Genomic DNA, 24,565 nt, shown 5'->3' with positions numbered 1-24,565 from the left:
AGTGTCTGCATCTCATCCGCGCGTCCTGATGGACGCGACCGCGGTACCGCCTGATCGTCGCGGCGTGGGCAGATACGTCGACTCGTTGCTGCCGGAGCTCGGTCGTCTAGGTACGCCGCTGCTGATCGCGTGCCGGGCGGAGGACGCCCGGCACTATGAGTCGCTGTGCCCGAGTGCCGACATCTTGCCCGGCCCCGCGCAGATCGGCCGCCGGCCGGCGCGTCTGGCGTGGGAGCAGACCGGGCTCGCCCGCTTGGTGGCTAAGACCAACGCCGATGTTGTGCACAGTCCGCACTACACGCAGCCGCTCGCCGTACGTCGCCCTATCGTCGTGACGTTGCACGACGCGACGTTCTTTACCCACCCGGACGTGCACGAGCGGGTGAAGCGACTGTTTTTCACTAACTGGACGAAACTATCGCTGCGTCGTGCGACGCGCTGCATCGTGCCATCCGCGGCGACCCGGGACGAACTTGTGCGGGTGCTCGGCACCCGAGAGGACCGGATCGATGTCGTGCACCTCGGGGTTGACGAGGAGGTCTTTCACCGGCCGACGTCCGACGAGATCGCCGCCGCTCGCCGACACCTCGAGCTCGCGGATCGCCCGTATATAGCGTTTTTGGGCACGCTCGAGCCGCGTAAGAATCTTTCCAGCCTGATCCGCGGGTTCGCAAACGCCGTCCGCGGCCGGGCCGACAAGCCCGCGCTTGTGCTGGCCGGCGGGCAGGGCTGGGATGACTCACTCGACGCCCTGATCGCCGGGCTGCCCGCGGGCGTCGACGTACTGCGGCCGGGATTCTTGCCGTTGGAGCTGTTGCGCGGTTACCTCGGCGGCGCTCAGTTCGTCGCTTACCCATCACTGGGCGAGGGCTTCGGGTTGCCCGTGCTCGAGGCGATGGCGTGTGCCGCTCCGGTCCTGACCACGCCAGTGCTGTCCCTGTCCGAGGTGGGCGGCGACGCGGTGGAATACACCGGCACCGACCCGGACTCAATCGGTACGGCGATCGCCGCGCTGCTGGATAACCCCTCGAGGCGCCGCGAACTTGCCACGCTTGGGCTGTCCCGGGCGGCAGAGTTCTCATGGCATTCCGCGGCGGTGCGGCATCAAGAGATCTACGCGCAGGTCGGGCGGTTTCAGCGATGAGCGCGGCCGTCACGGTCGTCGCGGTCACCTACTCGCCCGGCGTACACCTGGGCAACTTCCTGGACTCGCTCGCCACGGCGACGGGCAGCGACGTCGATGTCGTACTGGTGGATAACGGATCGACCGATGATGCTCCGGAGCAGGCCGAACGTGCCGCGGCGGCTAAGGGCGTGCCGCTGCGGTTGGTGCGCACACATGCCAACATCGGTTTCGGCCAGGCCGCCAACGTCGGATTGCGAGCGGCCGACACCGAGTGGGTCGTCATCGCCAATCCAGACGTGGTGTGGCGCGAAGGTGCGCTCGACGAGCTGCTCGCTGCGACCACGCGTTGGCCGCATGTCGCGGCTGTCGGCCCTGCAATCATTACCCCCGAAGGTGTGCTGTATCCGTCGGCGCGCGCGATACCCACTCTTAAGAACGGCATCGGGCATGCCGTGTTCGGCTGGATCTGGCCGACCAATCCGTGGACCCGGGCTTATCGTCACGATGCTCAAGACCCGATGGAGAGAGAAACCGGCTGGCTATCGGGCGCATGTATGCTGCTGCGCCGGGACGCCGTACTGGCACTCGATGGATTCGACCCGCAATACTTCATGTACTTCGAAGACGTCGATATGTGCGACCGACTGGGAAAGGCTGGGTGGCAGGTGGTCTACGTACCAACTGCAGTCGTCGAGCACGTCGGCGGTCATGCCGCTGAACGGGCGCCCATGGCGATGATGCGCGAGCATCACCGCAGCGCCTACCGATTCCTCGCCGACCGCTACACGGGACCGAAATGGTTTCCGGTGCGCGTCGTACTGCGGGCCGGGCTCGAGGCCAGGTTGCAGTTGTCCAGACTCTTCGGGCGAGTCCGCGAAGGCGCGGCATTGCGCCAACGTGCCGCCGATCTGCCACCTCGACGGGAAGGCTGAGGATGTCCTCGTTCTATGCGTGTATTCCCGCTGGGGGGAGTGGCACCCGCCTGTGGCCGCTCAGCCGCAGGGACGCGCCGAAGTTCCTGCATCGTCTTGGGTCCGACGAGCGGTCGCTGCTTCAGCTGACGATGGCGCGGATCGAGCCCCTTGTCGACCCGGCGCAGACCTTTATCGTCTGCGGTGGCGCGCATGTCGCGGCAATTGCCCGCCAGATCCCGCAGCTGCCGGGGGAAAACTTCCTGGTCGAACCGGGACCACGCAACTCCGGGCCTGCGATCGGGTTGGCCGCAGCTGTCATCGAGGCGCGTGAGCCTGACGCGATCATCGGTAGCTTCCCGGCTGACCACCTGATCTCGGTCGGCGACGCATTTCGATCCGCCGTACGTACGGCGATCAGGGTGGCACAGACCGGCAAGCTGGTCACCCTCGGAATCACGCCGACCAGACCGGAAACTGGATACGGCTACATCAAGTGTGGGCCGTCGCTGGGGATTGACAATGCTCTCGAAGTCCTTAGCTTCAAGGAGAAGCCGGCACGTGAGGTCGCCGAACAATATGTCTTGTCTGGCGAGTATGTCTGGAACGCCGGGATGTTTGTGTGCCGTGCACGCGACGTGATGGATCAGATTCGGCAGCGCGCTCCAGAGCTCGCCGACGGGCTGATGCGAATCGCGAAACTGTGGCTGACCGACAACGCCGCGGCGCATGACCTTTTGGGTGAGATCTGGCCAGGCCTGCCGTCGATCAGCTTCGACCATGCGGTCATGGAGGGTGCGGCCGACGACGGTCGCGTCGCAACCGTGCCCTGTGACATGGGATGGAGCGATATCGGCGACTGGGACACGGTCGCCGAGATGGGCATCGCCGAAGGAAGCCGGTTGGCGCAGCCGAAGGAAACTTTGCTGATCGACTCGCCGGGAAGCTTCGCTACCTCCGCGAGCGGCCGGGCGGTGACGGTGATCGGCGTACCCGACGTCGTCGTAGTCGAGACCTCGACCGCTATCCTCGTAGCGCGGCGCTCCGATGCACAACGGGTCAAAGAAGCCGTCGAGGAATGGACGTCGCGAGGTCGTGACGATCTCCTCTGATCAACCGCACCCAACAGTTTGCGAGAAGGAATCAACATGGACCTATCAGCAGTCTCCGCCCTCGTCACCGGAGGCGCCTCCGGCCTCGGCGAGGCCACCGTCCGGGCGCTGCACGCCAAAGGCGCCTCGGTCACGATCGTCGACCTGGCCGAGGAAAAGGGCCAGGCGCTGGCCGCCGAGCTTGGCGGCGCGACGACGTACGTCAAGACCGACGTGACCAACCCCGACCAGGTCCAGGCGGCCGTCGACGATGCGTCGAGCAAGGACTCGCCGCTGCGCGTCGTCGTCAACTGCGCGGGAATCGGCTACGCGAAACGTACGCTGACCAAGACCGGGCCGCACGACCTCGAGTCGTTCCAGAAGGTCATCAACATCAACCTCGTCGGCACATTTAACGTGCTGCGTCTCGCCGCCGCGGCGATGGCCACCACGGCGCCGCTTGAGGACGATGCACGCGGAGTGATCATCAACACGGCCAGCGTGGCGGCGTTCGAAGGACAGATCGGTCAGATCGCCTATGCCACAAGCAAAGCGGGCATCCATGGCATGACCCTGCCCGCCGCTCGGGACCTTTCCAGCGTCGGCATCCGGGTCAACACGATCGCGCCGGGCATCATCGACACACCGATGCTTGCTGGCGTGACCGACGAGTTCCGCAAGACTCTCGGTGACGGCGTGCCCTTCCCGAAGCGCATCGGCAGGCCGTCTGAATACGCGCAGATCGCGGTCTTCCTTGGCGAGCATGACTACATCAACGGCGAGACTATTCGGTTCGACGCAGCGCTGCGGATGGCGCCGCGCTAGACCGACCAATAATGTCCGATCCGCCCGGGAGCGCAGCAGGTCTTAGGCACGTGCTGACGCTTCCGGACGGGCTGGATCTGGATCGCACGCTCGGGCTTCTTCGCTACGGCTCGGGCGATCCGGCGTTTATGCGTACGCCGGAGGGCATTTGGCGCGCGTCGCTCACCCCGGAGGGGCCAGTCTCGATCTGCATCACCCAACGTCGAGGCGACGTCGAGGTCCGTGCGTGGGGGAGCGGCGCGGAATGGATCGTCGCAAATCTTTCGGCGATGTTCGGACTCGACGACGACGATTCGACGTTTCGTCCCGACACAGAGCCGATCCGCGACCTCTACCGACGGATCGGAAGAGTGCATTTCCCGCGTACCGAACTGATCTTCGAGTCGCTTGTGCCGGCCATCCTGAGCCAGAAGATCACCGGCAAGGAAGCGTTCGGCTCGTGGCGGATGCTGCTGCACAAGTACGGCGGCGTCGCTCCCGGACCGGTACCAGACCGTCTTCGGGTCCCGCCGTCGCCCGCGCAGGTCCGCGCACTCGCCGACTGGGACTGGCACCAGCTCGGTGTCGACCGCGCTCATCGCGAAACCATCCGGCGCGCAGCCGGCGCCGCCAACTCCCTTGACCGACTGACGACACTGCCCGCGGATGAGGCGATCGCGAAGCTGATGAGCATCCGCGGAATCGGACTCTGGACGGCGTCCGAGGTTGCGCAGCGCGCGCTCGGCGCCGCTGATGCGCCGTCGTTCGGCGACTACCACGTGCCGTCGACGGTCGGCTACGCGTTCACCGGCGAACCCACCGACGATGAGGGCATGGCGCGCCTGCTGGCGCCGTACCGTCCGCACCGTGGCCGCGTCGTGCGGCTACTCGAGTTGGCCAGAGTCGGTCCGCCGCGCCGTGGCCCTCGGCGTACCGTCCCGGACTACCGCCGCTTCTAGGCGAAAGCTAAGAGGAGAGACGGACTCTTGCCGCCGCAACAAGCTGCTGGACCGAGTCGTCGACTCCATGCGGCAGCTCATCGAACCGGAACCAGTCCAGGTCAAGGGATTCGTCGCTGATGTGCGCCGTACTTCCGGGCGTGGCCCGCACCAAGAACTGCACATCGAGGTGGTGGGTAGGTACGCCGCCGGAACATGTGAGCGGGTGCGTGTGCAACTGCAAAGGCACGGGATCGATCAGCAAGGCGTCGATCCCGCTTTCCTCCTGAGCTTCGCGAAGAGCAGCGCCGGTCAGACTCTGGTCACCTGCCTCGCAGTGTCCGCCGAGCTGCACCCATCGGCCGATTCGCGGGTGCAGCGTCAGCAGTACGCTGCGCTCTTCGAGGTCGCACACCAGTGCGCTTGCGGTGATGTGGCCGGCCGCGCACTCGCGCTGCACGGCTTCGGGTACGGCGTCCAGATAGCTTAGATACGTCAGTCGCAAGGGATCTTGGGATTCGTCTGCCGGTGACCAGCTCCGCAGGATGTCGCGGGCGCTCGCTCGCACGCTCTGGTAGCTCACGGCACCGGCCGTCCTTGGTACGCCGCCGCGACGGTGGTCTCGATCTGCACCGGGTCGCGACTCGCGACCGAGCCGATGAGTCCCTCGGCGCGCAACGCGACCAGTAGTTTGCCGACGTAGACACCCGTCTCGAAGGAATCGATGCGTGAGTGGACCGCGATCGTCGCCGCGGCGTACGACGTACTCACGCCGTCTACTTCCGGCACCGCCGCCAGCGCCGCCTCGATCTGCTGTGGCGCCGCGATGCCGGCGCCGGCGCCTGATGCGGTGGCCGGCACGACGTCGCGAGTCCCGAGTGAGAACATGTCCGTCTCACCGCCGCGGATCAGCGATGATGCCGCTACTTCGCCGTCTTGCCAAGGGATCCCGCGTACGACGGCCACCGGGACGCTGCCGACCTTACCGCGCACGAGCTCGGAGGCCGAGGCGATCTCGTCGGCTTGCGCGAGAGCGGTCACGGCCAGCGGGTGGCCGTGCGTGTCGAGCGTGCCGCGTAAGTCGCGCAACGGGGTGATCCCGGCGACGCCGATCGCGATATCGACCAGTCCTTCGCGCCACGGCCGCCCGACGGTATCGGTGATGATGACCGCGACATCACGACTCAACCGTCGCCGGATTGCCGCGCGCAGTCGGCGGGCCGAGGCGTCGGGATCTTCTGGCAGTAAAGCGATGACCCCGTTCGGAACGTTCGAGGCGTCTATTCCGGCGGCCGCCATCGTCAGTCCGAGCTGGTTGCGCACGATCCGGGTCGGCCCGCGTTGAGCGACGACCGCCACCGTCTGCCCGGTGATGGCGTCCTCCCGGGCACGTTGCCGTTCCTCCTCGCCGTCACCGACCGCGACGAGTCGGCCCTCGATCTTCGAGATGACCTTCGACGTCACCACGACGATGTCACGGTCCTCCAGGGCCGGTAGGTGACCGACCAGATCGTCACCGTGATGGAACTCTGGCAGCCCGGTCACCGCGTGTACCGAAAATGACTTCGGCAGGTCCTCGGCTCCGGCAGGGGTCGCGGGGTCGGACGACGTCATGCGCGCACAGCGTCGGCGAGCCGTAGGGCTTCGTCGACCATCGCGGCAGTGGCGGAGACATCACTCATCAACAGCGGTACCGCTCGTGACGCTATTTCCCCTTCGGGCAGCGGATCGCCGTCGTGGACGAGCCATCCGTCCAATACGCCGCCAGCGGACCGGGCGCCATAATGCTGTGCCACGGCGGCCGCGGTTGACTCGACGCCGACGGTGCGCAAGCACTTGTCCGCCATGCCGCGGATCGGCGCGCCGTCGATGATGGGGGACAGGCCGATCACTGGCGCTTTAGTAGCGCGCACCGCATCGCCGATGCCCTGTATCGCAAGGATTGTGCCGATGCTCACGATCGGGTTGGAGGGGGCGAGCAGGACCACGTCGGCGTTGTTGATCGCATCGAGCACTCCGGGCGCGGGCTTGGCCTGCTCGATCCCGATCTGCACGAACTCATGGGTAGGTACGTCGGCGCGCCATCGGACCCACCACTCCTGGAAATGAATCGCTCGGGTTGCGACGGCGCCGTCGTCGTCGGGGACGTCGGCGACGACGTGCGTCTCGCAGCGTTGGTCGGTCATTGGCAACAGGCTGATCCCGGGCTGCCACCGGTGGCACAGCGCGGCAGTGACGTCGGCGAGTCCGAACCCGGCATCCAGCATCTGAGTGCGCACGAGATGGGTGGCAATGTCCTTGTCGCCCAGGTTGAACCAGGTCGGACCGGCGGCGTACTCCTTGAGCTCGGCGCCGACGACCCACGTCTCGCCGACCTGGCCCCACCCACGGCCGGGGTCGTGCGCGCCGCCGAGCGTATACATCACGCTGTCCAGGTCGGGACAGACGCGCAGCCCGTGCATGGTTGCATCGTCGCCGGTGTTGATGATCGCGGTGACCTCCGCGCCGAGGCGCTGGGCGACTTCGCGGACGCCAAGCAAGAACGTCGCGCCGCCTACGCCGCCGGCCAGAACGGTGATTCGCGGGGGCTGGCCGTTAACCGAAGAGGACCCTGTGGAGGAAAGAGTTGGCTGCACATAAGCAATGTTCTCAGTAGGGTGACTCGCTGCTGCGAGGTGGGCGCCACGTCATACCGAAAACTTGCGTGCTGAACGGTGAATATCACCGAACGGCTTGACTTTAGGGCAACGACACACGTGTAATTACATCGATGTCGTTACCGGCGCATTGGGTTTCGCACAGCACAGCGTGACGAGCACCACCGAACAGCAGCATCCGTACTACCCAACATCAGCACCAACAGCACGACCCACAACAGCAAGTACCAACTGATGCCCACCCCCCGGGCGTCCGCGCGAGACCACGTGACAACAATGCATAGCGCTACCGCGCAGAGCAGGTTCACGAGCGAGCCGAGTCGAGAATGGAAGGGGCTTTGACTGTGACCGAACCGCAGGCTTTTACCCACGAGTTTTGGGACGCCGACGAAGGCGACGAACAGGATTGGCAGGAGCGCGCACTGTGCGCTCAGACCGATCCAGAAGCGTTCTTCCCGGAAAAAGGCGGCTCCACCCGCGAAGCGAAGAAAATCTGCGTCGGCTGCGAAGTTAAGGACGAGTGCCTTGAGTACGCGCTTGGCCACGATGAGCGTTTTGGCATTTGGGGCGGCCTGTCCGAGCGGGAGCGTCGTCGGCTCAAGACCGCACGCCGCAACGCCTCTTAGCTACCTCAACCGGGCTGCTTCAGGACTGAGCCAGCCACCTGCGATGGTTTAGTCGCCATCAATGTCTTCGATCTCATCGGGGTCCTTGCCGAGCAAGCTTGCGACCTGTTCGACGACGATGTCGTGGACCAGCGCCACCAGGTCGACCTGTGACTGTCCGCGCACCTCGAGCGGCCGGCGGTAGATCACGATCCGCGGCGGGAGCGTCTGCCCGTCGCCGACCACGCCACCCGGAATCAGCCTCGACAGGGGCACCGTTGAGTCCTCGACCACGTTGGGCATGTGGATGACATCGTCCGGCGTGGAGTGCTCGACAGTAGGCACGTCTTCTACGGCGAACTCAACGTGCTCAAGCACGTCGCCCCAGCGAGGCTCGAGGCTCTCGACCGCGTCGAGCACGATGTCGTCAAATGCCTCGGCGCGGGACCGGGACAGTGGCAGGCCCGGTGGCAGCAGCGAGCCGCGCACGCCGCGGCCACGCCGATCACGCCGCGCGGGGTAACTACGCGGGCCCCTCGATGAACTCACCACTGCACTGTAGATCGAGTGGTTCGACCTCCACTTGCGACACACCGGCAACTCGCGTCGCGGCTTACCGCGCTCGCCCGGGAGTCGGAGATACGCTGATCGACGTGAAACCGGTCCGTAGATGTAGTCGCCCCGCGTGCGTCAAGGGTGCCGTCGCGACATTGACCTACGTGTACGCCGAGTCGACCGCCGTTGTGGGGCCACTCGCGACATACTCCGAGCCGCATAGTTACGACTTGTGCGAGGACCACGCCAGCCGGCTCACCGTGCCGATTGGCTGGGAAGTGCTGCGCAGCGAGGGCGACTTTGTGGACTCCGGTCCGTCGTCGGACGACTTGCTCGCGCTGGCCGATGCGGTGCGGGAGGCGGCGCGGCCACAGCCGATGCTGCCCGATACGTCGCCGCGCCAGCGGACAATCCCGACCAGCAAGGGGCGCCGCGGTCACCTGCGCGTCGTGCCGCCTACCTCCTAGGGTCAGCATCGGTGTCGGCCTGACAAGATTGCCGGGTGGACCTCTCTAGAATTTTCAAAGCGTACGACGTGCGCGGGCTCTATCCGGGCGACTTCGACGCGGCTGCTGCCAAGCGAATTGGCGCGGCGTACGCACGATGGCTGGCCGACAACGGCCGCGGTACGTCGGTACTCATTGCCGGCGACATGCGCCCCACCACTCCCGATGTCATCGAGGCGCTCGCCGCGGGCATCACCGAACAGGGCAGCGACGCGATCGTCACCGGACTCAGCGCAACTGACCAGCTCTACTTCGCCGCCGGCTGGCAGGACAAGCCCGGCATCATGGTCACCGCGAGCCACAACCCCGCGGCGTACAACGGTCTGAAGTTCTGCCTCGCCAAGGCCGCTCCGGTGGGTCTCGACACGGGACTGTCCGACGTACGCGACCTCGCCGAACAGGGCCTCCCGGCCGCGTCCCGGCCCGGCACCCGAGCCGAGCTCGACACCCTCGAGGCTTATGTCCGCCATCTGCGCACCCTTGTCAGCTTGGAGCACACCCGACCGCTCAAGGTCGTGGTGGACGCCGGCAACGGGATGGCCGGGCACACGGTGCCGGCGGTTTTCGCTGGCACCAATATCGAGGTCGTGCCGATGTACTTCGAGCTGGACGGGACGTTTCCTAACCATCCGGCCGATCCACTCAACCCCGACAACCTCGTAGACCTGCAAGCCGAAGTCGTGCAGCAGGGCGCCGACCTCGGCCTCGCGTTCGATGGAGATGCGGATCGCTGCTTCGTCGTCGACGAGCGCGGCGGAGCCGTCTCGCCATCGGCCATTACCACGATGATCGCCGCTCGCGAGCTCGAAAAGCACCCGGGCGGCGCCGTCGTCTACAACGCCATCACCTCCCGCGCGGTCGAGGAGGTCGTCCGCGAATGCGGCGGTCTGCCGGTCCGCGGCAAGGTCGGTCACTCCAACATGAAAGCGCTTATGGCGCAGCATCATGCGATCTTCGGCGGCGAACACTCTGCGCACTACTATTTTCAGGAATTCTGGAACGCCGACACCGGGATGCTCGCCGCGCTGCACGTGCTCGCCGAGCTGGGTCGTCGATCGGGATCGCTGTCCGAGGTCGTGGCGCCGTACGACCGGTATATCGCCAGCGGCGAGATCAACTCGACCGTCGACGATCTGCCCGGCCGCGTCGCGGCGGTCACGCGGTACGCCGACGCGCAGGGCGATGCGACGTACGAACTGTTCGATGGAATTACCGTCACGTTTGCCGATGGAGTCTGGTTCAACGTGCGCGCCTCCAACACCGAACCGTTGCTGCGGCTCAATGTCGAGGCAGCCAGCCGCGAACGCATGGAAGAGGTCCGCGATCACGTGTTGAGCATCATCCGCGGCGGGTAGAATCCTGGCCATGACCGTTGATGCCGAACTACTCAAACTACTTGCCTGCCCGGACGCACATCACGCACCGCTGCGGGAGGTAGCCGAGGGCACCGTGAGTGGACTCGACGGTCGTGCGCTGCAATGCATCGAATGCGAGTTGATCTTCCCGATCCGCGACGGCATTCCAGTGCTGTTGCTTGATGAAGCTCTCCGGCCCAGCTGACAGGGGACCTGCGGTGACGTGGGCGGGATCTGCGGGCCTCGGCCCGGACGACTTGGGGCCTGATTCGCTGATCGACGACACAGACGGGCTTGTCGAGCGTGACCGGGCCGGCCAGTTGATGGACACGGCGTACGCCGGCTCTGTAGTACGCCGCACCGCGACGGCGCTTCGGGAGTCGGGTCGCCTCGCGATGGTCCTGCCTCCGGTCCGCTACTTCGTGGTTTTCGCTGGGTACGGCGCCAAGGACGCGGCGAAGGCCGTCGCCGCGCTCGCCGGCGAGACGATCGCTGCACCGGCTTTGGTCCGGCAGACACTTGACGACCGCACGCCATGGCTAGGGATCGCCGACATGGTGCTGGTGTTGAGTGACACTGGCTCGGACGACTCCAGCATCCGGGCCGCAAAAGTCGCCCTGCAGCGGGGAAGCACACTCGTCGTCTCCACTGTCGCGGGTTCTCCTCTTGACGTACTCTGTGCCGGTGATCGCAACGCTCTCGTCCTACCGCTGGCCGAGCCCGGCAACACGATCTGGGGTCATATCGCCACCGGGCTAGCGGTCAGTGAGCGACTGCGCGATTCTGGCCGGTCGGACCAATCGGATGAATTGGCGACTCTCTCGGACCTGGCCGATGCGCTGGATGGCGCGTCGGAGCTGGTCGGACCACGCTCACCCGCAGACCGCAATCCGGCAAAAGCGCTAGCGCTCGAGTGTCTCGACGCGACGCCACTTGCCCTGAGTGACTCACCGCTCGCGGCCGCGGCTGCCTACCGGTTCGCTGCAAGAATGCTTGCCACGATGGGGATTCCGGTCGCGCACGTAGGACTGCCGGCCGGACTGTCTCGAATGCGCGCTGCGCTCGAGGGGCCCTACGTCCGAGCTGCCGACGACATTTTCTTTGATCCGTACGACGATTCCGGAGGCGGTCGCCCGAGTCGCCCGCTCCGGGTCGTACTTTTCAGCGAGAGCGGCGATGTCGGTCCCAGGACCGCCATCACTGATATGGCAGCCGCGCGCGGCGTGGGTCTAAGTACGATCGCCGCCGAAGGGGAAACGCCCGCGGCGCGGCTGGCCTCGATGCTCCAAATCGGCGACGTCGCTACGGCGTACCTCCCGCTAGTAGACAAATCCACAATAAGCAAATCGAACCCGACGGAAGGCGACGCCGAGTGAGCACGGAAGGATCCACAAAGGCGATACTTGCCGCCCTGGGGGCCAATGTCGGAATCGCGGTCGCGAAGTTCGTCGGCTTCGCTATTACCGGGTCGTCCTCCATGCTTGCCGAAGGTGTGCATTCGGTCGCGGACTCGGGCAACCAAGGGCTGCTATTGCTCGGCGGCAAGCAGGCCAAGCGCCAAGCCGACGCGAAACACCAGTTCGGGTACGGCGCGAACAGATACTTTTTCGCCTTTGTCGTTGCGCTCGTGTTGTTTTTGCTCGGCTCGGTGTTCGCGATCTACGAAGCCATCCACAAGCTGCAGCATCCCGAGCCACTGTCTATGCCGATCGTCGCCGTCCTCATCCTGGTGGTCGCGATTGGGCTCGAAGGCTACTCATTTCGGACCGCGATGCGCGAGTCAAGCAAGCTGCGCGGCGATAGCTCGTGGTGGCAGTTCATCCGCAACTCCCGCAACCCGGAACTGCCGGTCGTCCTGCTGGAAGACTCCGGCGCGCTGGTGGGCCTCGTGTTCGCGCTATTTGGCGTATCGATGACCTGGGCAACAGATAATCCCGTCTTCGACGCTATCGGAACCCTGCTGATCGGAATATTGCTGGGGATCATCGCGATCATCTTGATCACCGAGACCCGCAGCCTGTTGATCGGCGAGCCCGCCGTCCCCGCGGAACAGGCGCGGATCGAGCAACTGCTCGTCGAGTCAGGATCCGACCGCGTCATCACCCGAGTGGTGCACCTGCGCACCCAGCATCTGTCGCCCGACGACCTGTTGATCGCGGCGAAGGTGGCCGTCGCGCCCGGGTCGACCATTCAACAAATCTCGGTCGCTATCAACGATGCGGAAGCACGAGTGCGCGCAGGACTGCCGCACTCGGCGTTGATCTATCTCGAACCCGACCTGCTCAATGCCGTACCGGCGCCGGAAGCTGCGACCCGAGGTCAGATAGGCTCGCCGTAATGTTTCTTCTTGACAATGAGGTCAGGCGATACGCGTGGGGTTCCCACAGGGTCATCGCCGAGCTCACCAACCGCCCGAGTCCGACCGCCGAGCCTGAAGCGGAGCTATGGCTCGGTGCACACCCGGATGCGTCCTCGCGCGCGCGGGACCTGCCGGGCAGCCCGGCACTGTGTGACTTGATCAAAGAAGAACCAGAGGCGCATCTCGGTCGAGTCCTCAACTCCGAGTATCACGGACGTCTGCCGTTCTTGTTCAAGGTCCTCGCCGCCGAGTCACCGCTGTCGATCCAGGCGCATCCGACGGCTGCCCGTGCGCGTACCGGCTTTGCCGAAGAAAACGAGGCCGGCATTGCGCTCTCCAATGCGCAACGCAACTATCGTGACCCGTTCGCCAAACCAGAGTTGTTCGTCGCGCTATCCGAGTGCGAGGTGCTGTGTGGCTTTCGCGGTGCACAGGACGCCGCCAACATCCTCGCCCGGCTGGGGATCCGGATGCTCGCGCCGTACGTCGGCTCACTCCTGACCGGGTTACCCAGCGATGGGCTCCGAGTCGCGGTCACGACGCTGCTGAGCATGCCGAAGGAAAAGCAGCGCGAGCTGGCTGGCAGGGTCGTTGAGGAGTCGGCGCGGCTGGTCGAGCGACTCGACGATAGCGATCCCGACCGCAAGTCATATATGTGGGCGATCAAGCTCGGCGAGGCATACCCCGGTGACATCGGCGTCGTGCTGTCTCTGCTGCTCAATTTGCTTGTACTGCAGCCGTGGCAAGGGGTCTATCTCGGTCCGGGTCAGCTGCACGCCTATCTGCACGGTTGGGGCCTCGAGGCGCAGGCCAACAGTGACAACACGCTGCGCGGCGGCCTCACGCCCAAGCACATTGACGTCGCCGAGCTGTTACGGGTCATCGATTTCGAGTCGGGGCCGTTGGTTGTTATAGACCCCGTCGTCTTGGGCGCGGAGGCGGGTTACGACGAGGGCATGACGACCTGGCCGACCCCGGCCCGCGAGTTTGCCTTGTATCGTCGGAAGATCAGCAGCGAAGAGGTCATTGTGGCCTCCGACGGTCCGCAAATCCTTTTCTGCATAGAAGGGTCGATGAAAATCACCTCGCGCGACGTCGTGACCGAGCTCTCCAAAGGGGAATCGGTCTTCGTCACGGCGGCACAAGGCTCCGTGACCGTCAGCGGTGACGGGGTGCTGACCAGGGTGTGCGCCGGACGGGTCATCCGGTCTCGCTAGCGGCGAGCCGGTACCATTGACGGGTCACCCGCCATCTTTAGGAGACGCATTTGTCTGCAGCAACGATCGAAAATCTCACCGTCGATACCGCACCATCGGGCCTTCAGTACAAGGTCGCCGACCTCGGCCTGGCCGAGTACGGCCGCAATGAGATCCGGCTCGCCGAGCACGAGATGCCCGGCCTGGTGTCGCTTCGCAAGGAGTTCGGTGACGCTCAACCACTAGCGGGTGCCAGAATCACTGGCTCGCTGCACATGACCGTGCAGACCGCCGTACTCATTGAAACCCTGGTCGCGCTCGGCGCGCAGGTGCGCTGGGTGTCGTGCAACATCTTCTCGACCCAGGACCATGCCGCGGCCGCAGTTGTCGTGGGTCCCGACGGGACGGTCGAGGACCCGAAGGGTGTCTCGGTATTCGCGTGGAAGGGCGAGAGCCTTCCCGAATACTGGTGGTGCAGCGACCAAGTCCTGCGCTGGGAGGGTCACGACGGTCCCAACATGATTCTCGATGACGGCGGTGACGTGACGCTTCTGGTGCACAACGGCGTCAAGTTCGAGAAGAGCGGCGTCGTGCCGGAGACCACCGAACAGGACTCTGAGGAAGAGGGCGTCGTACTCGAGGCGTTGCGCGCAAGCCTCAGGGCCGAACCGGACCGCTTCACGAAGATGGCCGTCGATATCAAGGGGGTCTCGGAAGAGACCACCACCGGCGTGCATCGCCTCTACGAGCTGGCCAAGACAGGTGAACTGCTGTTCCCTGCGATCAACGTCAATGACGCGGTCACCAAGAGCAAGTTCGACAACAAGTACGGCTGCCGGCACTCACTCATCGATGGCATCAACCGTGCCACCGACGTACTTATCGGCGGCAAGGTCGCCGTGATCTGCGGGTACGGCGATGTCGGTAAGGGATCTGCGGAGTCACTGCGTGGGCAGGGCGCCCGCGTCATCATCACCGAGATCGACCCGATCTGTGCACTGCAGGCGGCAATGGACGGCTACCAGGTCGCGACGCTGGACGACGTCATCGACCAGGCCGACATCTTCGTCACCACGACCGGCAACAAGGACATCATCATGGCCGCGGATATGGCCAAGATGAAGCACCAGGCGATCGTCGGCAATATCGGGCACTTCGACAACGAGATCGACATGGCCGGCCTCGCGCGTGTCTCCGGGATCAAGAAGGTTGACATCAAACCGCAGGTCGCGGAGTGGGTCTTCCCGGATGGGCACTCAATTCTGGTTCTGTCCGAGGGTCGTTTGCTCAACCTTGGCAACGCGACCGGCCACCCCAGTTTCGTCATGTCCAACTCGTTTACCAACCAGACGATGGCACAGATCGAGCTGTTCACGAAGCCGGGCGAATACGACAAGCAGGTCTACGTGCTGCCGAAGCTGCTCGATGAGAAGGTCGCCCGCCTGCACCTCGATGCGTTGGGCGCCAAGCTGACCGAACTGCGCAAGGATCAGGCCGAATACATCGGCGTCGACGTGGCCGGCCCGTATAAGCCGGACCACTACCGCTACTAGGTAATAGCCCAACCGCGTCCGGCAGGGCGGTCGCTACGGCGGTCGCCCTGCCGGAGGTGTATGTGCGGCCAGTGCGAGACACGGCGATCGATATCGAACCGTATCGCTGGTGAAGGTGCAAACATTAGGGGACCATCGTGCAGACACGGTGGGTGTGTTCGGATTGGGGCAGGATGAAGCCACGGGTACTCGTAGTCGATGACGACACGGCGCTTGCCGAGATGCTCGGTATCGTGCTGCGCAACGAGGGCTTTGACGCGGCATTCGTCGCCGACGGGGCGCGGGCCATCACCGCCTACCGCGAACTCAGACCGGACTTGATTCTGCTCGACCTGATGCTGCCCGGGATGAACGGCATCGACGTGTGTCGCGCGATCCGGGCCGAGTCCGGCGTACCGATCGTGATGCTTACCGCCAAGTCCGACACTGTCGACGTCGTACTCGGGCTGGAGTCCGGGGCCGATGACTACATGGTCAAGCCGTTCAAGCCCAAAGAGCTAGTCGCCCGCATCCGCACCCGGCTGCGCAGAGTCGAACCCGAGGACGCCGAGGAGCTCGAGATCGTCGGGATCCAGATCGACGTACCAGGTCACAAGGTCAGCAGGTACGGCGAGCCGATCGCGCTCACTCCGCTGGAGTTCGACCTGCTGGTCGCGTTGGCGCGCAAACCGCGCCAGGTGTTCACCCGCGAGTTGTTGCTCGAGCAGGTCTGGGGTTACCGGCACGCGGCCGACACACGGCTGGTCAACGTGCACGTGCAGCGGCTGCGCTCGAAAATCGAACGTGACCCCGAACGCCCGGAAATCGTGCTCACCGTGCGCGGCGTCGGCTATAAGGCAGGCCCGCCGTAACCGTCGAGAACCAACCAGCAGGGCCACCACGGGATCAGGCGGCGACCGCGCGGTCGTTGCCGTCCGAGGCACTCTATTACTTGGCCGTCGTCCAGACGAAGCTGGCGACGCTGGGGCAGTGGATGCTGCAACGCTGGCGGCGCTCGCTGCAAGTGCGCATCGTCGCGCTGACGATGGTGATCACCTTCGCGGTCATTGCGGTCGTCGGCTACATCCTGATCACCCAGATCGGTGCAGGTCTGCTCGCGGCAAAACAGCGTGCCGCTATCGAGAAGTCGACCAGCGGCGTGCGCTATATGCAAAACCAGCTGCAGCTGGTCGGCAGCAGCTCAGCGCAGTCGGTCAGCGACGCACTGAGCTCCGGTACCAGCTACCTGTCACAAGGCGCCAGCTCGGCCGGTATCTTCGAAGTGATCACGCTGGTGCGTGGTGACAAGGGGACAACTCCGCGGGTCTACTCGCCGAGCCTGCACCTCGACGTACTTCCTGCCGACCTACAGACGACGGTGCAGGGCGGCAAACAGGCCTGGTCGATCGCGACCGTGCCGTACGCCGGTGAGAAACAAAGCGTGCTGGTCGTCGGCTCGACCATCCCCAGCGTGCTCGGCGACTTCGAGATCTACTTCGTCTATCCACTCGAGAACGAAAACCAGATCATCTCCTTCGTTCAACAGACGGTGCTGCTGGCCGGGCTCGCGCTGATGCTGCTGATCGCGGGCGTCGGACTGCTGATCAGCCGGCTGGTCGTGCTGCCGGTGCGCGAGGTCGCGCAAACCGCCGGTGAGCTGGCCGAGGGCAACCTCGACCGCCGGATGATCGTCAAGGGCGAGGATGACCTGGCGAAGCTGGCGTCGTCGTTCAACGACATGGCCGCGAGCCTCTCCAGCCAGATCGTGCGGCTGGAAAACCTTTCGCAGGTGCAACAGAGGTTTACCTCCGACGTCTCGCACGAGCTGCGGACGCCGCTGACCACGGTCCGGATGGCTGCCGAGCTGCTCTATGACTATCGGGCGGACTTCCCGGAAGTGGCCTCCCGGTCGGCCGAGCTGCTGTATACCGAGCTTGACCGTTTCGAGGCACTGCTCAAAGACTTACTGGAGATCTCCCGGTACGACGCGGGCGGTCTGTCGCTCGACGCTGAGCACGACGACATGGCCAGTCTGGTACGCCGCGTATTCGACGCGCACCGGACCCTCGCCCGCGAGCAAGGCTGTGAAATGCACCTGGAGGTGCCAGACGAGCCGATTGTGGTCGTGATGAACAGTTCCCGGATCGCGCGGGTGCTGCGCAATCTGATCGCTAATGCGCTCGAGCACGGCGCCGGCGACCCCGTGGAAGTCACCGTCGCGACGAACGAGACCGCGGTCGCGGTGACCGTGCGTGATCACGGTGTCGGAATCGACGAAACAGCCGCGGAACACCTGTTCGACCGCTTTTGGCGAGCCGACCCATCGCGAGTCCGCAAGCTTGGTGGCACCGGCCTGGGCATGGCGATCAGCGTGGAGGATATTCGGCTGCACGACGGTTGGCTTCAGGTGTGGGGCCGGCCGTCGGGAGGGGCGAACTTCCGGATCACGCTGCCGCTCGCCTCGTCAAACGGGGTGATCATGGAATCGCCGCTGAGCCTGGTCCCGCCGGGTGAGTCCGGCGGCGCCTTCGGTGGCCATCCGACCGTCCGACGCAGCTATCTACGCCGTCAAGGGGAGGGGACCACGTGAGGATGCGCCAACGCGCGCTAGCGGTTCTTCTCGGTGCACTCCTGCTCCTGGTGGCGGGGTGCTCGCAGGTGCCGGCCAGCACGACACCGGTAGTCGTCGGCAACGCGCCGGACGGGCCGAGCGGTGACCAGTCCAACTACTACGAGATTCAACCCGACGGTCCTGTGAAGGGTGACTCGCCCGACACGATCGTGCGCGGCTACATCAACGCGCTGGCCACCAGCGACCCGACGTACGAGGTGGCACGGCAGTTCATGACCACCAAAGCGTCCAAGGAATGGCAGCCGGGAGCCTCTACATCGCTGATCGATCCGGCGTACTCGGTGCAGCCGAGCGGCAAAGACGGCGTGGTCAACTTCAGCGCCTCGCGAAGCGCGACCGTCGACTCGGACGGCACGTATCACGCCGGCGCCGAGTCGATGACGGATGTATACAAGCTGGAGAAGGTAGCAGGTCAGTGGCGGATCTCGAACCCGCCGGACGGGATTGTGCTGACTCAGTCCAGTTTCTCCAACGTGTTCAAGGTCGCCTCGCTCTACTTCCTGGACCCGTCCGGTACCCGCGTCGTACCGGACCTTCGTTACTACCCGGTCAATCCGAAACAGCGCGCGAACACCCTGATCGACGGGCTACTGGGCGGTCCCTCTGACTCGCTCGCCCCCGGCGTACGCAATGAAGTGAGCGACCCGGTCAAGCTGCGCTCCGGCGTGCTCTACAACGACAGTGAGATCAAGGTCGACCTGACGGGGTTGTCAGGAAAGAATGGCGCCCAGCTCAAGGCTCTGTCAGCGCAGATCCTCTGGACCTTGCGCGACCTCAACGTCAAGGCCGTGCGGATCACCAACGACGGTCAGCCGATCGACGTACCCGGCGTCGCCGCCGTGCAGTCGGTCTCCGACTGGGAGTCGTACGACCCCGACGCCGTCCCGGTCGATCTCTCGGTGTTCTATGTCGCCGACGGCAGGGTGCTCAACGGACAGGGCGCGGCGGTAGCGGGCAATGCCGGCACCGGGGCACTTGGAGTCACGTCCGCGTCGCTGTCCGTCGACGGCACCGAGATGGCGGCCGTGGGCACGGCGACCGGCGTACCGACTCTGTATGTGGGGCCGGCCGGCAGTGACCTTGTCCCAGTCGCGTTGCCGGACACAGTCTCACTCACGCAACCGACGTGGGGCGCGGCCAACGACGAAGTGTGGATGGTGCGCAACGGCAACACGATTGTCCGGGTGCCTACCAAGGGGCAGCCGGCCATCGTCACGCCGGGCAGCCTCGGTGACATCAGCTCGATTTCGTCGCTGCGGTTGTCCCGGGACGGCACTCGCGTGGCGATGGTCGCGACGGTACCCAGTGGCAGCCGACTATTTCTGGCCACCGTCGTACGCAGTCCCGACGGGGTCACCATCACCGAGCCGATGATGCTCTCGCCAACGGTGGAGGTCACCGAAACGGCCTGGTCGACCGCGCGCACACTCGTGGTGTTTGGGCGCGGTCCGGTGGGTACTCGTGACGTGCCGTACTCGATCTTGATCGATGACTCGTCACGCACTCAGCTTCCAGCACCCGTCTTCACGGCCCGGCCGACGGCGATAGTCGCGGCCCCGAATCGGTCCCTGGTGTGCGCCGGCGACGGAATTATCCTCAAGCTGACCGAATCGACCTGGGTGAGCCTGATTTCTGGCAAAGTTGTCTCCGGAAAAAGCCCCTTCTACCCAGGCTGAAGCAGTCCCGGTGCGAACTAATCCGGGGTGCGGCACAGCGGAAGTAGCCCGGCAGCGATGCACCAGAGCGAACTGTTCGACGCGTTGGTCGACCTCGTGCTGCCTCGCGACTGCATCGGCTGTGGACAACCGCGACATCGACTGTGTGAATCGTGTATAGAGGCGGCCGCAGACCTCGCGATCCATGTACCGACACCGACACCGGTCGGGTTTCCCACCTGCGTGTCGTTCGGGGAGTACGCCGGCAGCCTGCGGCAGGCCATCATCGCGGTCAAGGAGCATGGGCGGCGGGACCTTGTACGTCCGCTGGCCGCGCTGTTGCAGGATGCGGTCGACGCGGTGCGTCCTGTGATCGGGACGCCGGCGTACGTCGTACCGATTCCGAGTACTCCGGCGGCGGCCCGAGCGCGCGGGGGTGACCATATGCTGCGGATCGCGCGCGCACTGAACAGCACGCCGGCCCGGCTTGGATCCGACCGGTTCGCACGGTTGTTGCCCGCCGGCCCGTTGCCGATCGCGCGGGTGCTCGTCCCGCCGAAGAAGGCAGCAGATGCGGTCGGACTCGGCCGGTTGGAGCGGGTCGCCACCCGCCGCCACGCCTTCACCGTGCGCCGCGACGCCCGGTCCCTCGTGCGCGGAGCGCACCTGATCTTGATTGATGACCTGGTCACTTCGGGAGCCACGCTGACCGCCGCCGCCGAGGTGTTGCGAGCAGGCGGAGCCGAGAGTGTCCGGGCCGCGACGATCGCCGCTACGGTCCGGCTGAACGGCCGGTCATGAGCCGGTCATCCCGCTCGCGCGACACCAGTTGCAGTTCGATTGCCAGATCCATAGCAGGCCCGGGTAAAGGACGCTACGGTGATCATGTGGACGCCAGTTGAACCCTGAAAAACCAGGAGGTCACAGATGGACATTGTGGTGCATGGCCGGAACGTTGAGGTCCCAGACCATTACCGGCAACACGTCGCGGACAAGCTAGAGCGTCTTGAACGTTATGACAGCAAGTTGATCAACGTCGACGTCGAGCTTCAGCACGAACGCAACCCACGACAGGCCGAAATAGCACAGCGCGTCGAAATCACGCTCCGCACCAAGGGCCCGGTCATCCGGTCCGAGGCCGTCGCCGCGGACTTCTACTCCGCGCTCGACGCGGCGGTCGCCCGCCTCGAGACCCGGGTACGCAAAGCGGCCGACCGACGGCGTATCCATCACGGAAATCGCACGCCTACTTCGGTGGCCGAGGCGACCGCCGACGCGGCCGACGCCGCGCAGGCCGCCTCGGACATCGACCGGGTAATGGACGAATACAACGGCGTACACCACGACAGCGACGAGTTTGGTCCCGGCAAGATCATTCGCGAGAAGTCGCACCCCGATACGCCGATGAGCGTCGACGAGGCGCTGGAAAACATGGAACTCGTTGGGCACGACTTCTATCTGTTCATGTGCGCCGAGACACTCCGGCCGACGGTCGTGTATCGCAGGCACGCCTACGACTATGGGCTGATCAGGCTCTCTGGCAACGGCGTCAATGCATCGGTCGCTCAGGCGGACGACGAGCTCGAGACAGCTGCGGTCTGACCGCTCTTGCGAGTGGTCTGCGCTACAGACAACGGCAACCAAGGTTACGATGGTCGGGTTGGGTACGCTCTGCCCGACCATCGTTCTGCCTATCTGAAGGGCTGATTGCTCAAAGTGGTACTCGCTCGCATACTTCGCGCCGGCGAAGGCAAGATGGTACGTCGCCTCAAGTCGATTGCCGACGCCGTAGACGCCATCGAAGATGACTTCACCGACTTGACCGATGCGCAGCTGCGGGCCAAGACCGACGAGTTTCGGGAACGGCTCGCCGACGGGGAAACCCTCGACCAGCTGCTACCCGAGGCGTTTGCGACCGTCCGTGAGGCCTCGCAGCGCACCCTCGGCCAACGGCACTACAACGTGCAGATCATGGGCGGCGCCGCATTGCATCTGGGCAACGTCGCCGAGATGAAGACCGGTGAAGGTAAGACGCTGGTCGCGACCATGCCGGTCTACCTCAATGCGCTCGAGGGCAAGGGCGTACACCTCGTCACGGTCAACGACTACCTCGCGAAATTCCAGGCGGAGTGGATGGGCCGCGTCTATCGCTTCCTAGGCCTGACTGTCGGTGTCATCCTCGCCAACGAGTCCTCCGAGCATCGCCGCGCGCAATATGCGTGCGACGTTACATACGGCACTAACAACGAGTTCGGCTTCGACTACCTCCGCGACAACATGGCGTGGAGCGGTGACGACCTGGTGCAGCGCGGGCATAACTACGCCATCGTCGATGAGGTCGACTCGATCCTGGTCGACGAGGCCCGGACCCCGCTGATCATCTCCGGGCCCGCCGAGCACTCAACCCGCTGGTACCTAGAGTTCGCGCGGATCGCCCCGCTGCTGAAGAAGAACAAGCATTACGAGGTTGACGAAGGCAAAAACACCGTCGGTATCTCGGAAGAGGGTGTCGCGCTGGTCGAGGACCAGATCGGCATCGAAAATCTGTACGAGTCGGTCAACACGCCGCTCATCGGTTACCTCAACAACTCCCTCAAGGCAAAAGAGCTGTTTCACAAGGACAAGGATTACATCGTCCAGGACGGCGAGGTGCTGATTGTCGACTCGTTCACTGGCCGTGTGCTGCACGGTCGGCGCTACAACGAGGGCATGCACCAGGCGATCGAGGCCAAAGAGCGGGTGCCGATCAAACAGGAAAACCAGACTCTCGCGACGATCACCCTGCAAAACTTCTTCCGCCTGTACGACAAACTGGCCGGCATGACCGGTACGGCGCAGACCGAGGCGGCCGAACTGTCGCAAACGTACAAGTTGGGCGTGATCCCGATCCCGACCAACAAGCCGATGGCGCGCATCGACCAGTCGGACATCATCTATAAGACCGAGACCGCGAAGTTCACCGCAGTGGTCGATGACATCGCCGAGTGCCACGAACAAGGTCAGCCGGTGCTCGTCGGTACGACGAGCGTGGAGAAGTCTGAGCTGCTCTCGAAAATGCTCACCCGCAAGGGCGTCCCGCATGAGGTCCTCAACGCGAAGCAGCACGAACGTGAGGCGCACATTGTCGCCGAGGCCGGCAGGTTGGGCGCCGTCACGGTCGCGACCAACATGGCCGGTCGTGGCACCGACATCATGCTGGGCGGCAACCCGGAGATTATCGCCGACATGCGGCTACGTGACCGCGGGTTGAGCCCGGCCGATACGCCCGAGGAATACGAAGAGGCGTACCCGGACGAGCTCGAAGCGGCCAAGGACGAGGTTGCCACTGAGCACGAGGACGTAATCAAGGCCGGCGGGCTCTACGTGCTCGGCACCGAGCGGCACGAGTCTCGGCGTATCGACAACCAGCTGCGCGGTCGTTCCGGTCGTCAGGGCGACCCGGGGCAGTCCCGCTTCTATCTGTCGATGCACGACGAGCTCATGCGCCGCAGCAACGGCGAGATGCTGGAATCGATGCTCAACCGGCTGCGGCTGCCCGACGATGTGCCGATCGAATCGAAGTGGGCGACCCGTTCGATCCTGTCCGCGCAGACGCAGATCGAGCAGCAGAACCACGAGATCCGCAAGAATGTCCTCAAGTACGACGAGGTCATGAACAAGCAGCGCGAGGTCATCTACGGCGAACGGCGCCGGGTACTCGAGGGCGAAAATCTCCGGGACGAGATCGGGCACATGATCCGCGACGTCATCGGTGAGTACGTCGAAGGCGCTACCTCCACCGGTTACGCCGAGGACTGGGACCTCGATCAGCTATGGACGGCGCTCGGCACGCTCTATCCGGTGGCTCTGACTCAGGAAGAGCTGTTCGAGACCGCCGGGGGACGGGCCGCGCTCACTGCCGACCTGTTGCGCGAGGAGATCACCGCCGATATCGAGGCGGCGTACGACGCGCGCGAGGCGGAGGTCGGCGAGGAGACGATGCGCGACATCGAACGCCGGGTCATCCTGTCAGTCCTTGATCGCAAGTGGCGTGAGCACCTGTACGAAATGGACTACCTGCGTGAAGGCATCCACCTTCGGGCGATGGCACAGCGCGACCCGGTCACGGAGTACAAGCGCGAAGGGTTCGAGATGTTCAACACGATGCTCGACGGCATCAAGGAAGAGTCCGTCGGGTTCGTATTCAACATCGAGGTACCCACCGCTGGCGACGCCGCACAGGCCGACGACGAGGCCCAACTGGAGCCGGCTGACGAGACCGAGCGCGAGCTCGCCTCGGCGGCGCCCGCGCGCAAGCCGAGCCGTAAACGGCGAGTGATTCAAAGCCGCACGTCCGCGCCGAAGATTGACCTCGACGAACCGGCTAGGCACAAGGCGCCGGCGCTCCTGGGTGGCGGACTCGACACGCGGCCGAAGCAGGCTCCGTTGAGTTACTCCGGACCGGACGAGTCCGGTGAGGCCGAAGTGTCTGCCGGCAACGGCTCCGGTGGCGGCGCGAGCGGTAAGAAGCAGGCGGGCGCGACGGCCAACCGTGGCGGCAACGGTCCGAGCCGTAACGGCCCCTGCCCGTGCGGGTCGGGCAAGAAGTACAAACGCTGCCACGGCGCCGAAAGCTAGCGACGATCGGTGGTTCAGTTCCGGCG

General features: G+C 64.8%; 23 protein-coding genes. 19 read left to right on the top strand and 4 right to left on the bottom strand.

Annotation, left to right across the window (positions count from 1 at the left end; all coding sequences use genetic code 11):
* The first annotated feature begins 1 nt into the window (after position 1).
* From CLV47_RS18570 to CLV47_RS18550, 5 genes are read left to right on the top strand one after another with little or no spacing between them, the layout of a single operon-like run.
* Positions 2 to 1,144 (top strand): glycosyltransferase family 4 protein, encoded by a 1,143-nt coding sequence (locus tag CLV47_RS18570; RefSeq protein WP_238145513.1) that lies wholly within the window; start codon positions 2 to 4, stop codon positions 1,142 to 1,144.
* Positions 1,141 to 2,058: a glycosyltransferase family 2 protein gene (locus CLV47_RS18565; protein WP_106350606.1), complete on the top strand. Its 918-nt coding sequence runs from the start codon at positions 1,141 to 1,143 to the stop codon at positions 2,056 to 2,058. The genes CLV47_RS18570 and CLV47_RS18565 overlap by 4 nt, the downstream gene beginning before the upstream one ends.
* 2 nt (positions 2,059 to 2,060) lie before the next feature.
* Positions 2,061 to 3,149: a mannose-1-phosphate guanylyltransferase gene (locus CLV47_RS18560; protein ID WP_106350605.1), complete on the top strand. Its 1,089-nt coding sequence runs from the start codon at positions 2,061 to 2,063 to the stop codon at positions 3,147 to 3,149.
* A 36-nt stretch (positions 3,150 to 3,185) separates the two neighbouring features.
* Positions 3,186 to 3,953 carry an SDR family NAD(P)-dependent oxidoreductase gene (locus tag CLV47_RS18555; protein ID WP_106350604.1) on the top strand — a complete coding sequence of 256 codons (768 nt, stop codon included), beginning with the start codon at positions 3,186 to 3,188 and terminating at the stop codon, positions 3,951 to 3,953.
* Positions 3,954 to 3,964: 11 nt separating this feature from the next.
* The gene (locus tag CLV47_RS18550) at positions 3,965 to 4,891 is read left to right on the top strand and encodes a DNA-3-methyladenine glycosylase family protein (protein ID WP_146135442.1); all 927 of its coding nucleotides are present in this window, start codon (positions 3,965 to 3,967) and stop codon (positions 4,889 to 4,891) included.
* 7 nt (positions 4,892 to 4,898) lie between these two features.
* Here CLV47_RS18550 and CLV47_RS18545 read toward each other — a convergent pair whose 3' ends face one another.
* From CLV47_RS18545 to cofD, 3 genes are read right to left on the bottom strand one after another with little or no spacing between them, the layout of a single operon-like run.
* Positions 4,899 to 5,453, bottom strand: a complete 555-nt coding sequence (locus tag CLV47_RS18545) for an NUDIX hydrolase (protein WP_170111161.1) — start codon at positions 5,451 to 5,453, stop codon at positions 4,899 to 4,901.
* Entirely contained in the window at positions 5,450 to 6,484 is a 1,035-nt protein-coding gene (locus CLV47_RS18540) for a coenzyme F420-0:L-glutamate ligase (RefSeq protein ID WP_106350602.1), read from the bottom strand. The genes CLV47_RS18545 and CLV47_RS18540 overlap by 4 nt, the downstream gene beginning before the upstream one ends.
* Complete coding sequence (gene cofD / locus CLV47_RS18535; protein ID WP_202862691.1) at positions 6,481 to 7,506, bottom strand: 2-phospho-L-lactate transferase; 1,026 nt, start codon at positions 7,504 to 7,506, stop codon at positions 6,481 to 6,483. Before cofD ends, CLV47_RS18540 begins: the two co-directional genes overlap by 4 nt.
* A gap of 365 nt (positions 7,507 to 7,871) precedes the next feature.
* Here cofD and CLV47_RS18530 point away from each other — a divergent pair, with 365 nt between their 5' ends.
* Positions 7,872 to 8,153 carry a WhiB family transcriptional regulator gene (locus tag CLV47_RS18530; RefSeq protein WP_170111160.1) on the top strand — a complete coding sequence of 94 codons (282 nt, stop codon included), beginning with the start codon at positions 7,872 to 7,874 and terminating at the stop codon, positions 8,151 to 8,153.
* 48 nt (positions 8,154 to 8,201) lie between these two features.
* Here CLV47_RS18530 and CLV47_RS18525 read toward each other — a convergent pair whose 3' ends face one another.
* Entirely contained in the window at positions 8,202 to 8,681 is a 480-nt protein-coding gene (locus CLV47_RS18525) for a metallopeptidase family protein (RefSeq protein ID WP_202862690.1), read from the bottom strand.
* 104 nt (positions 8,682 to 8,785) lie between these two features.
* Between CLV47_RS18525 and CLV47_RS18520 the strand changes: the two genes are divergently transcribed.
* From CLV47_RS18520 to secA, 13 genes are all read left to right on the top strand, one after another.
* Positions 8,786 to 9,154, top strand: coding sequence for a DUF3499 domain-containing protein (locus CLV47_RS18520; protein ID WP_177557568.1), 369 nt, complete (start codon positions 8,786 to 8,788; stop codon positions 9,152 to 9,154).
* 35 nt (positions 9,155 to 9,189) lie between these two features.
* Positions 9,190 to 10,548, top strand: coding sequence for a phosphomannomutase/phosphoglucomutase (locus CLV47_RS18515; RefSeq protein WP_106350599.1), 1,359 nt, complete (start codon positions 9,190 to 9,192; stop codon positions 10,546 to 10,548).
* 10 nt (positions 10,549 to 10,558) lie between these two features.
* On the top strand, positions 10,559 to 10,753 hold the full coding sequence (locus CLV47_RS18510) for a Trm112 family protein (protein ID WP_202862689.1): 195 nt from the start codon (positions 10,559 to 10,561) through the stop codon (positions 10,751 to 10,753).
* 13 nt (positions 10,754 to 10,766) lie between these two features.
* Complete coding sequence (locus CLV47_RS18505) at positions 10,767 to 11,924, top strand: SIS domain-containing protein (protein ID WP_170111159.1); 1,158 nt, start codon at positions 10,767 to 10,769, stop codon at positions 11,922 to 11,924.
* Entirely contained in the window at positions 11,921 to 12,886 is a 966-nt protein-coding gene (locus CLV47_RS18500; RefSeq protein WP_106350596.1) for a cation diffusion facilitator family transporter, read from the top strand. Before CLV47_RS18505 ends, CLV47_RS18500 begins: the two co-directional genes overlap by 4 nt.
* Positions 12,886 to 14,124, top strand: a complete 1,239-nt coding sequence (gene manA, locus CLV47_RS18495; protein WP_106350595.1) for a mannose-6-phosphate isomerase, class I — start codon at positions 12,886 to 12,888, stop codon at positions 14,122 to 14,124. Before CLV47_RS18500 ends, manA begins: the two co-directional genes overlap by 1 nt.
* Before the next feature lie 50 nt (positions 14,125 to 14,174).
* Positions 14,175 to 15,656 (top strand): adenosylhomocysteinase, encoded by a 1,482-nt coding sequence (gene ahcY / locus CLV47_RS18490; protein ID WP_238145512.1) that lies wholly within the window; start codon positions 14,175 to 14,177, stop codon positions 15,654 to 15,656.
* 173 nt (positions 15,657 to 15,829) lie between these two features.
* Positions 15,830 to 16,507, top strand: a complete 678-nt coding sequence (gene mtrA / locus CLV47_RS18485; RefSeq protein ID WP_106350594.1) for an MtrAB system response regulator MtrA — start codon at positions 15,830 to 15,832, stop codon at positions 16,505 to 16,507.
* 80 nt (positions 16,508 to 16,587) lie between these two features.
* On the top strand, positions 16,588 to 18,225 hold the full coding sequence (gene mtrB, locus CLV47_RS18480; RefSeq protein ID WP_106350593.1) for an MtrAB system histidine kinase MtrB: 1,638 nt from the start codon (positions 16,588 to 16,590) through the stop codon (positions 18,223 to 18,225).
* A gap of 2 nt (positions 18,226 to 18,227) precedes the next feature.
* Positions 18,228 to 19,943 carry an LpqB family beta-propeller domain-containing protein gene (locus CLV47_RS18475; RefSeq protein WP_106350592.1) on the top strand — a complete coding sequence of 572 codons (1,716 nt, stop codon included), beginning with the start codon at positions 18,228 to 18,230 and terminating at the stop codon, positions 19,941 to 19,943.
* Positions 19,944 to 20,000: 57 nt separating this feature from the next.
* Positions 20,001 to 20,723, top strand: coding sequence for a ComF family protein (locus CLV47_RS18470; protein ID WP_106350591.1), 723 nt, complete (start codon positions 20,001 to 20,003; stop codon positions 20,721 to 20,723).
* Between the two features lie 126 nt (positions 20,724 to 20,849).
* On the top strand, positions 20,850 to 21,524 hold the full coding sequence (hpf, locus tag CLV47_RS18465) for a ribosome hibernation-promoting factor, HPF/YfiA family (RefSeq protein WP_106350590.1): 675 nt from the start codon (positions 20,850 to 20,852) through the stop codon (positions 21,522 to 21,524).
* 114 nt (positions 21,525 to 21,638) lie between these two features.
* Positions 21,639 to 24,539 carry a preprotein translocase subunit SecA gene (secA, locus tag CLV47_RS18460; protein ID WP_106350589.1) on the top strand — a complete coding sequence of 967 codons (2,901 nt, stop codon included), beginning with the start codon at positions 21,639 to 21,641 and terminating at the stop codon, positions 24,537 to 24,539.
* The last annotated feature ends 26 nt before the right edge of the window (positions 24,540 to 24,565 follow it).

The sequence above is a fragment of the Antricoccus suffuscus genome (assembly GCF_003003235.1).
In the GTDB taxonomy this organism is placed as follows: domain Bacteria; phylum Actinomycetota; class Actinomycetes; order Mycobacteriales; family Antricoccaceae; genus Antricoccus; species Antricoccus suffuscus.
This window is presented reverse-complemented; position numbering and strand designations above follow the sequence as displayed.

What these genes read in the sequence shown, in the direction of transcription:
- CLV47_RS18555 (WP_106350604.1), top strand. Translation starts at nt 3,186, where the DNA reads ATGGACCTATCAGCAGTCTCCGCCCTCGTCACCGGAGGCGCCTCCGGC.
- CLV47_RS18510 (WP_202862689.1), top strand. Translation starts at nt 10,559, where the DNA reads ATGACCGTTGATGCCGAACTACTCAAACTACTTGCCTGCCCGGACGCA.
- CLV47_RS18470 (WP_106350591.1), top strand. Translation starts at nt 20,001, where the DNA reads ATGCACCAGAGCGAACTGTTCGACGCGTTGGTCGACCTCGTGCTGCCT.
- mtrA (WP_106350594.1), top strand. Translation starts at nt 15,830, where the DNA reads ATGAAGCCACGGGTACTCGTAGTCGATGACGACACGGCGCTTGCCGAG.
- CLV47_RS18565 (WP_106350606.1), top strand. Translation starts at nt 1,141, where the DNA reads ATGAGCGCGGCCGTCACGGTCGTCGCGGTCACCTACTCGCCCGGCGTA.
- hpf (WP_106350590.1), top strand. Translation starts at nt 20,850, where the DNA reads ATGGACATTGTGGTGCATGGCCGGAACGTTGAGGTCCCAGACCATTAC.
- manA (WP_106350595.1), top strand. Translation starts at nt 12,886, where the DNA reads ATGTTTCTTCTTGACAATGAGGTCAGGCGATACGCGTGGGGTTCCCAC.
- CLV47_RS18560 (WP_106350605.1), top strand. Translation starts at nt 2,061, where the DNA reads ATGTCCTCGTTCTATGCGTGTATTCCCGCTGGGGGGAGTGGCACCCGC.
- CLV47_RS18540 (WP_106350602.1), bottom strand. Translation starts at nt 6,484, where the DNA reads ATGACGTCGTCCGACCCCGCGACCCCTGCCGGAGCCGAGGACCTGCCG.
- CLV47_RS18475 (WP_106350592.1), top strand. Translation starts at nt 18,228, where the DNA reads ATGCGCCAACGCGCGCTAGCGGTTCTTCTCGGTGCACTCCTGCTCCTG.
- CLV47_RS18550 (WP_146135442.1), top strand. Translation starts at nt 3,965, where the DNA reads ATGTCCGATCCGCCCGGGAGCGCAGCAGGTCTTAGGCACGTGCTGACG.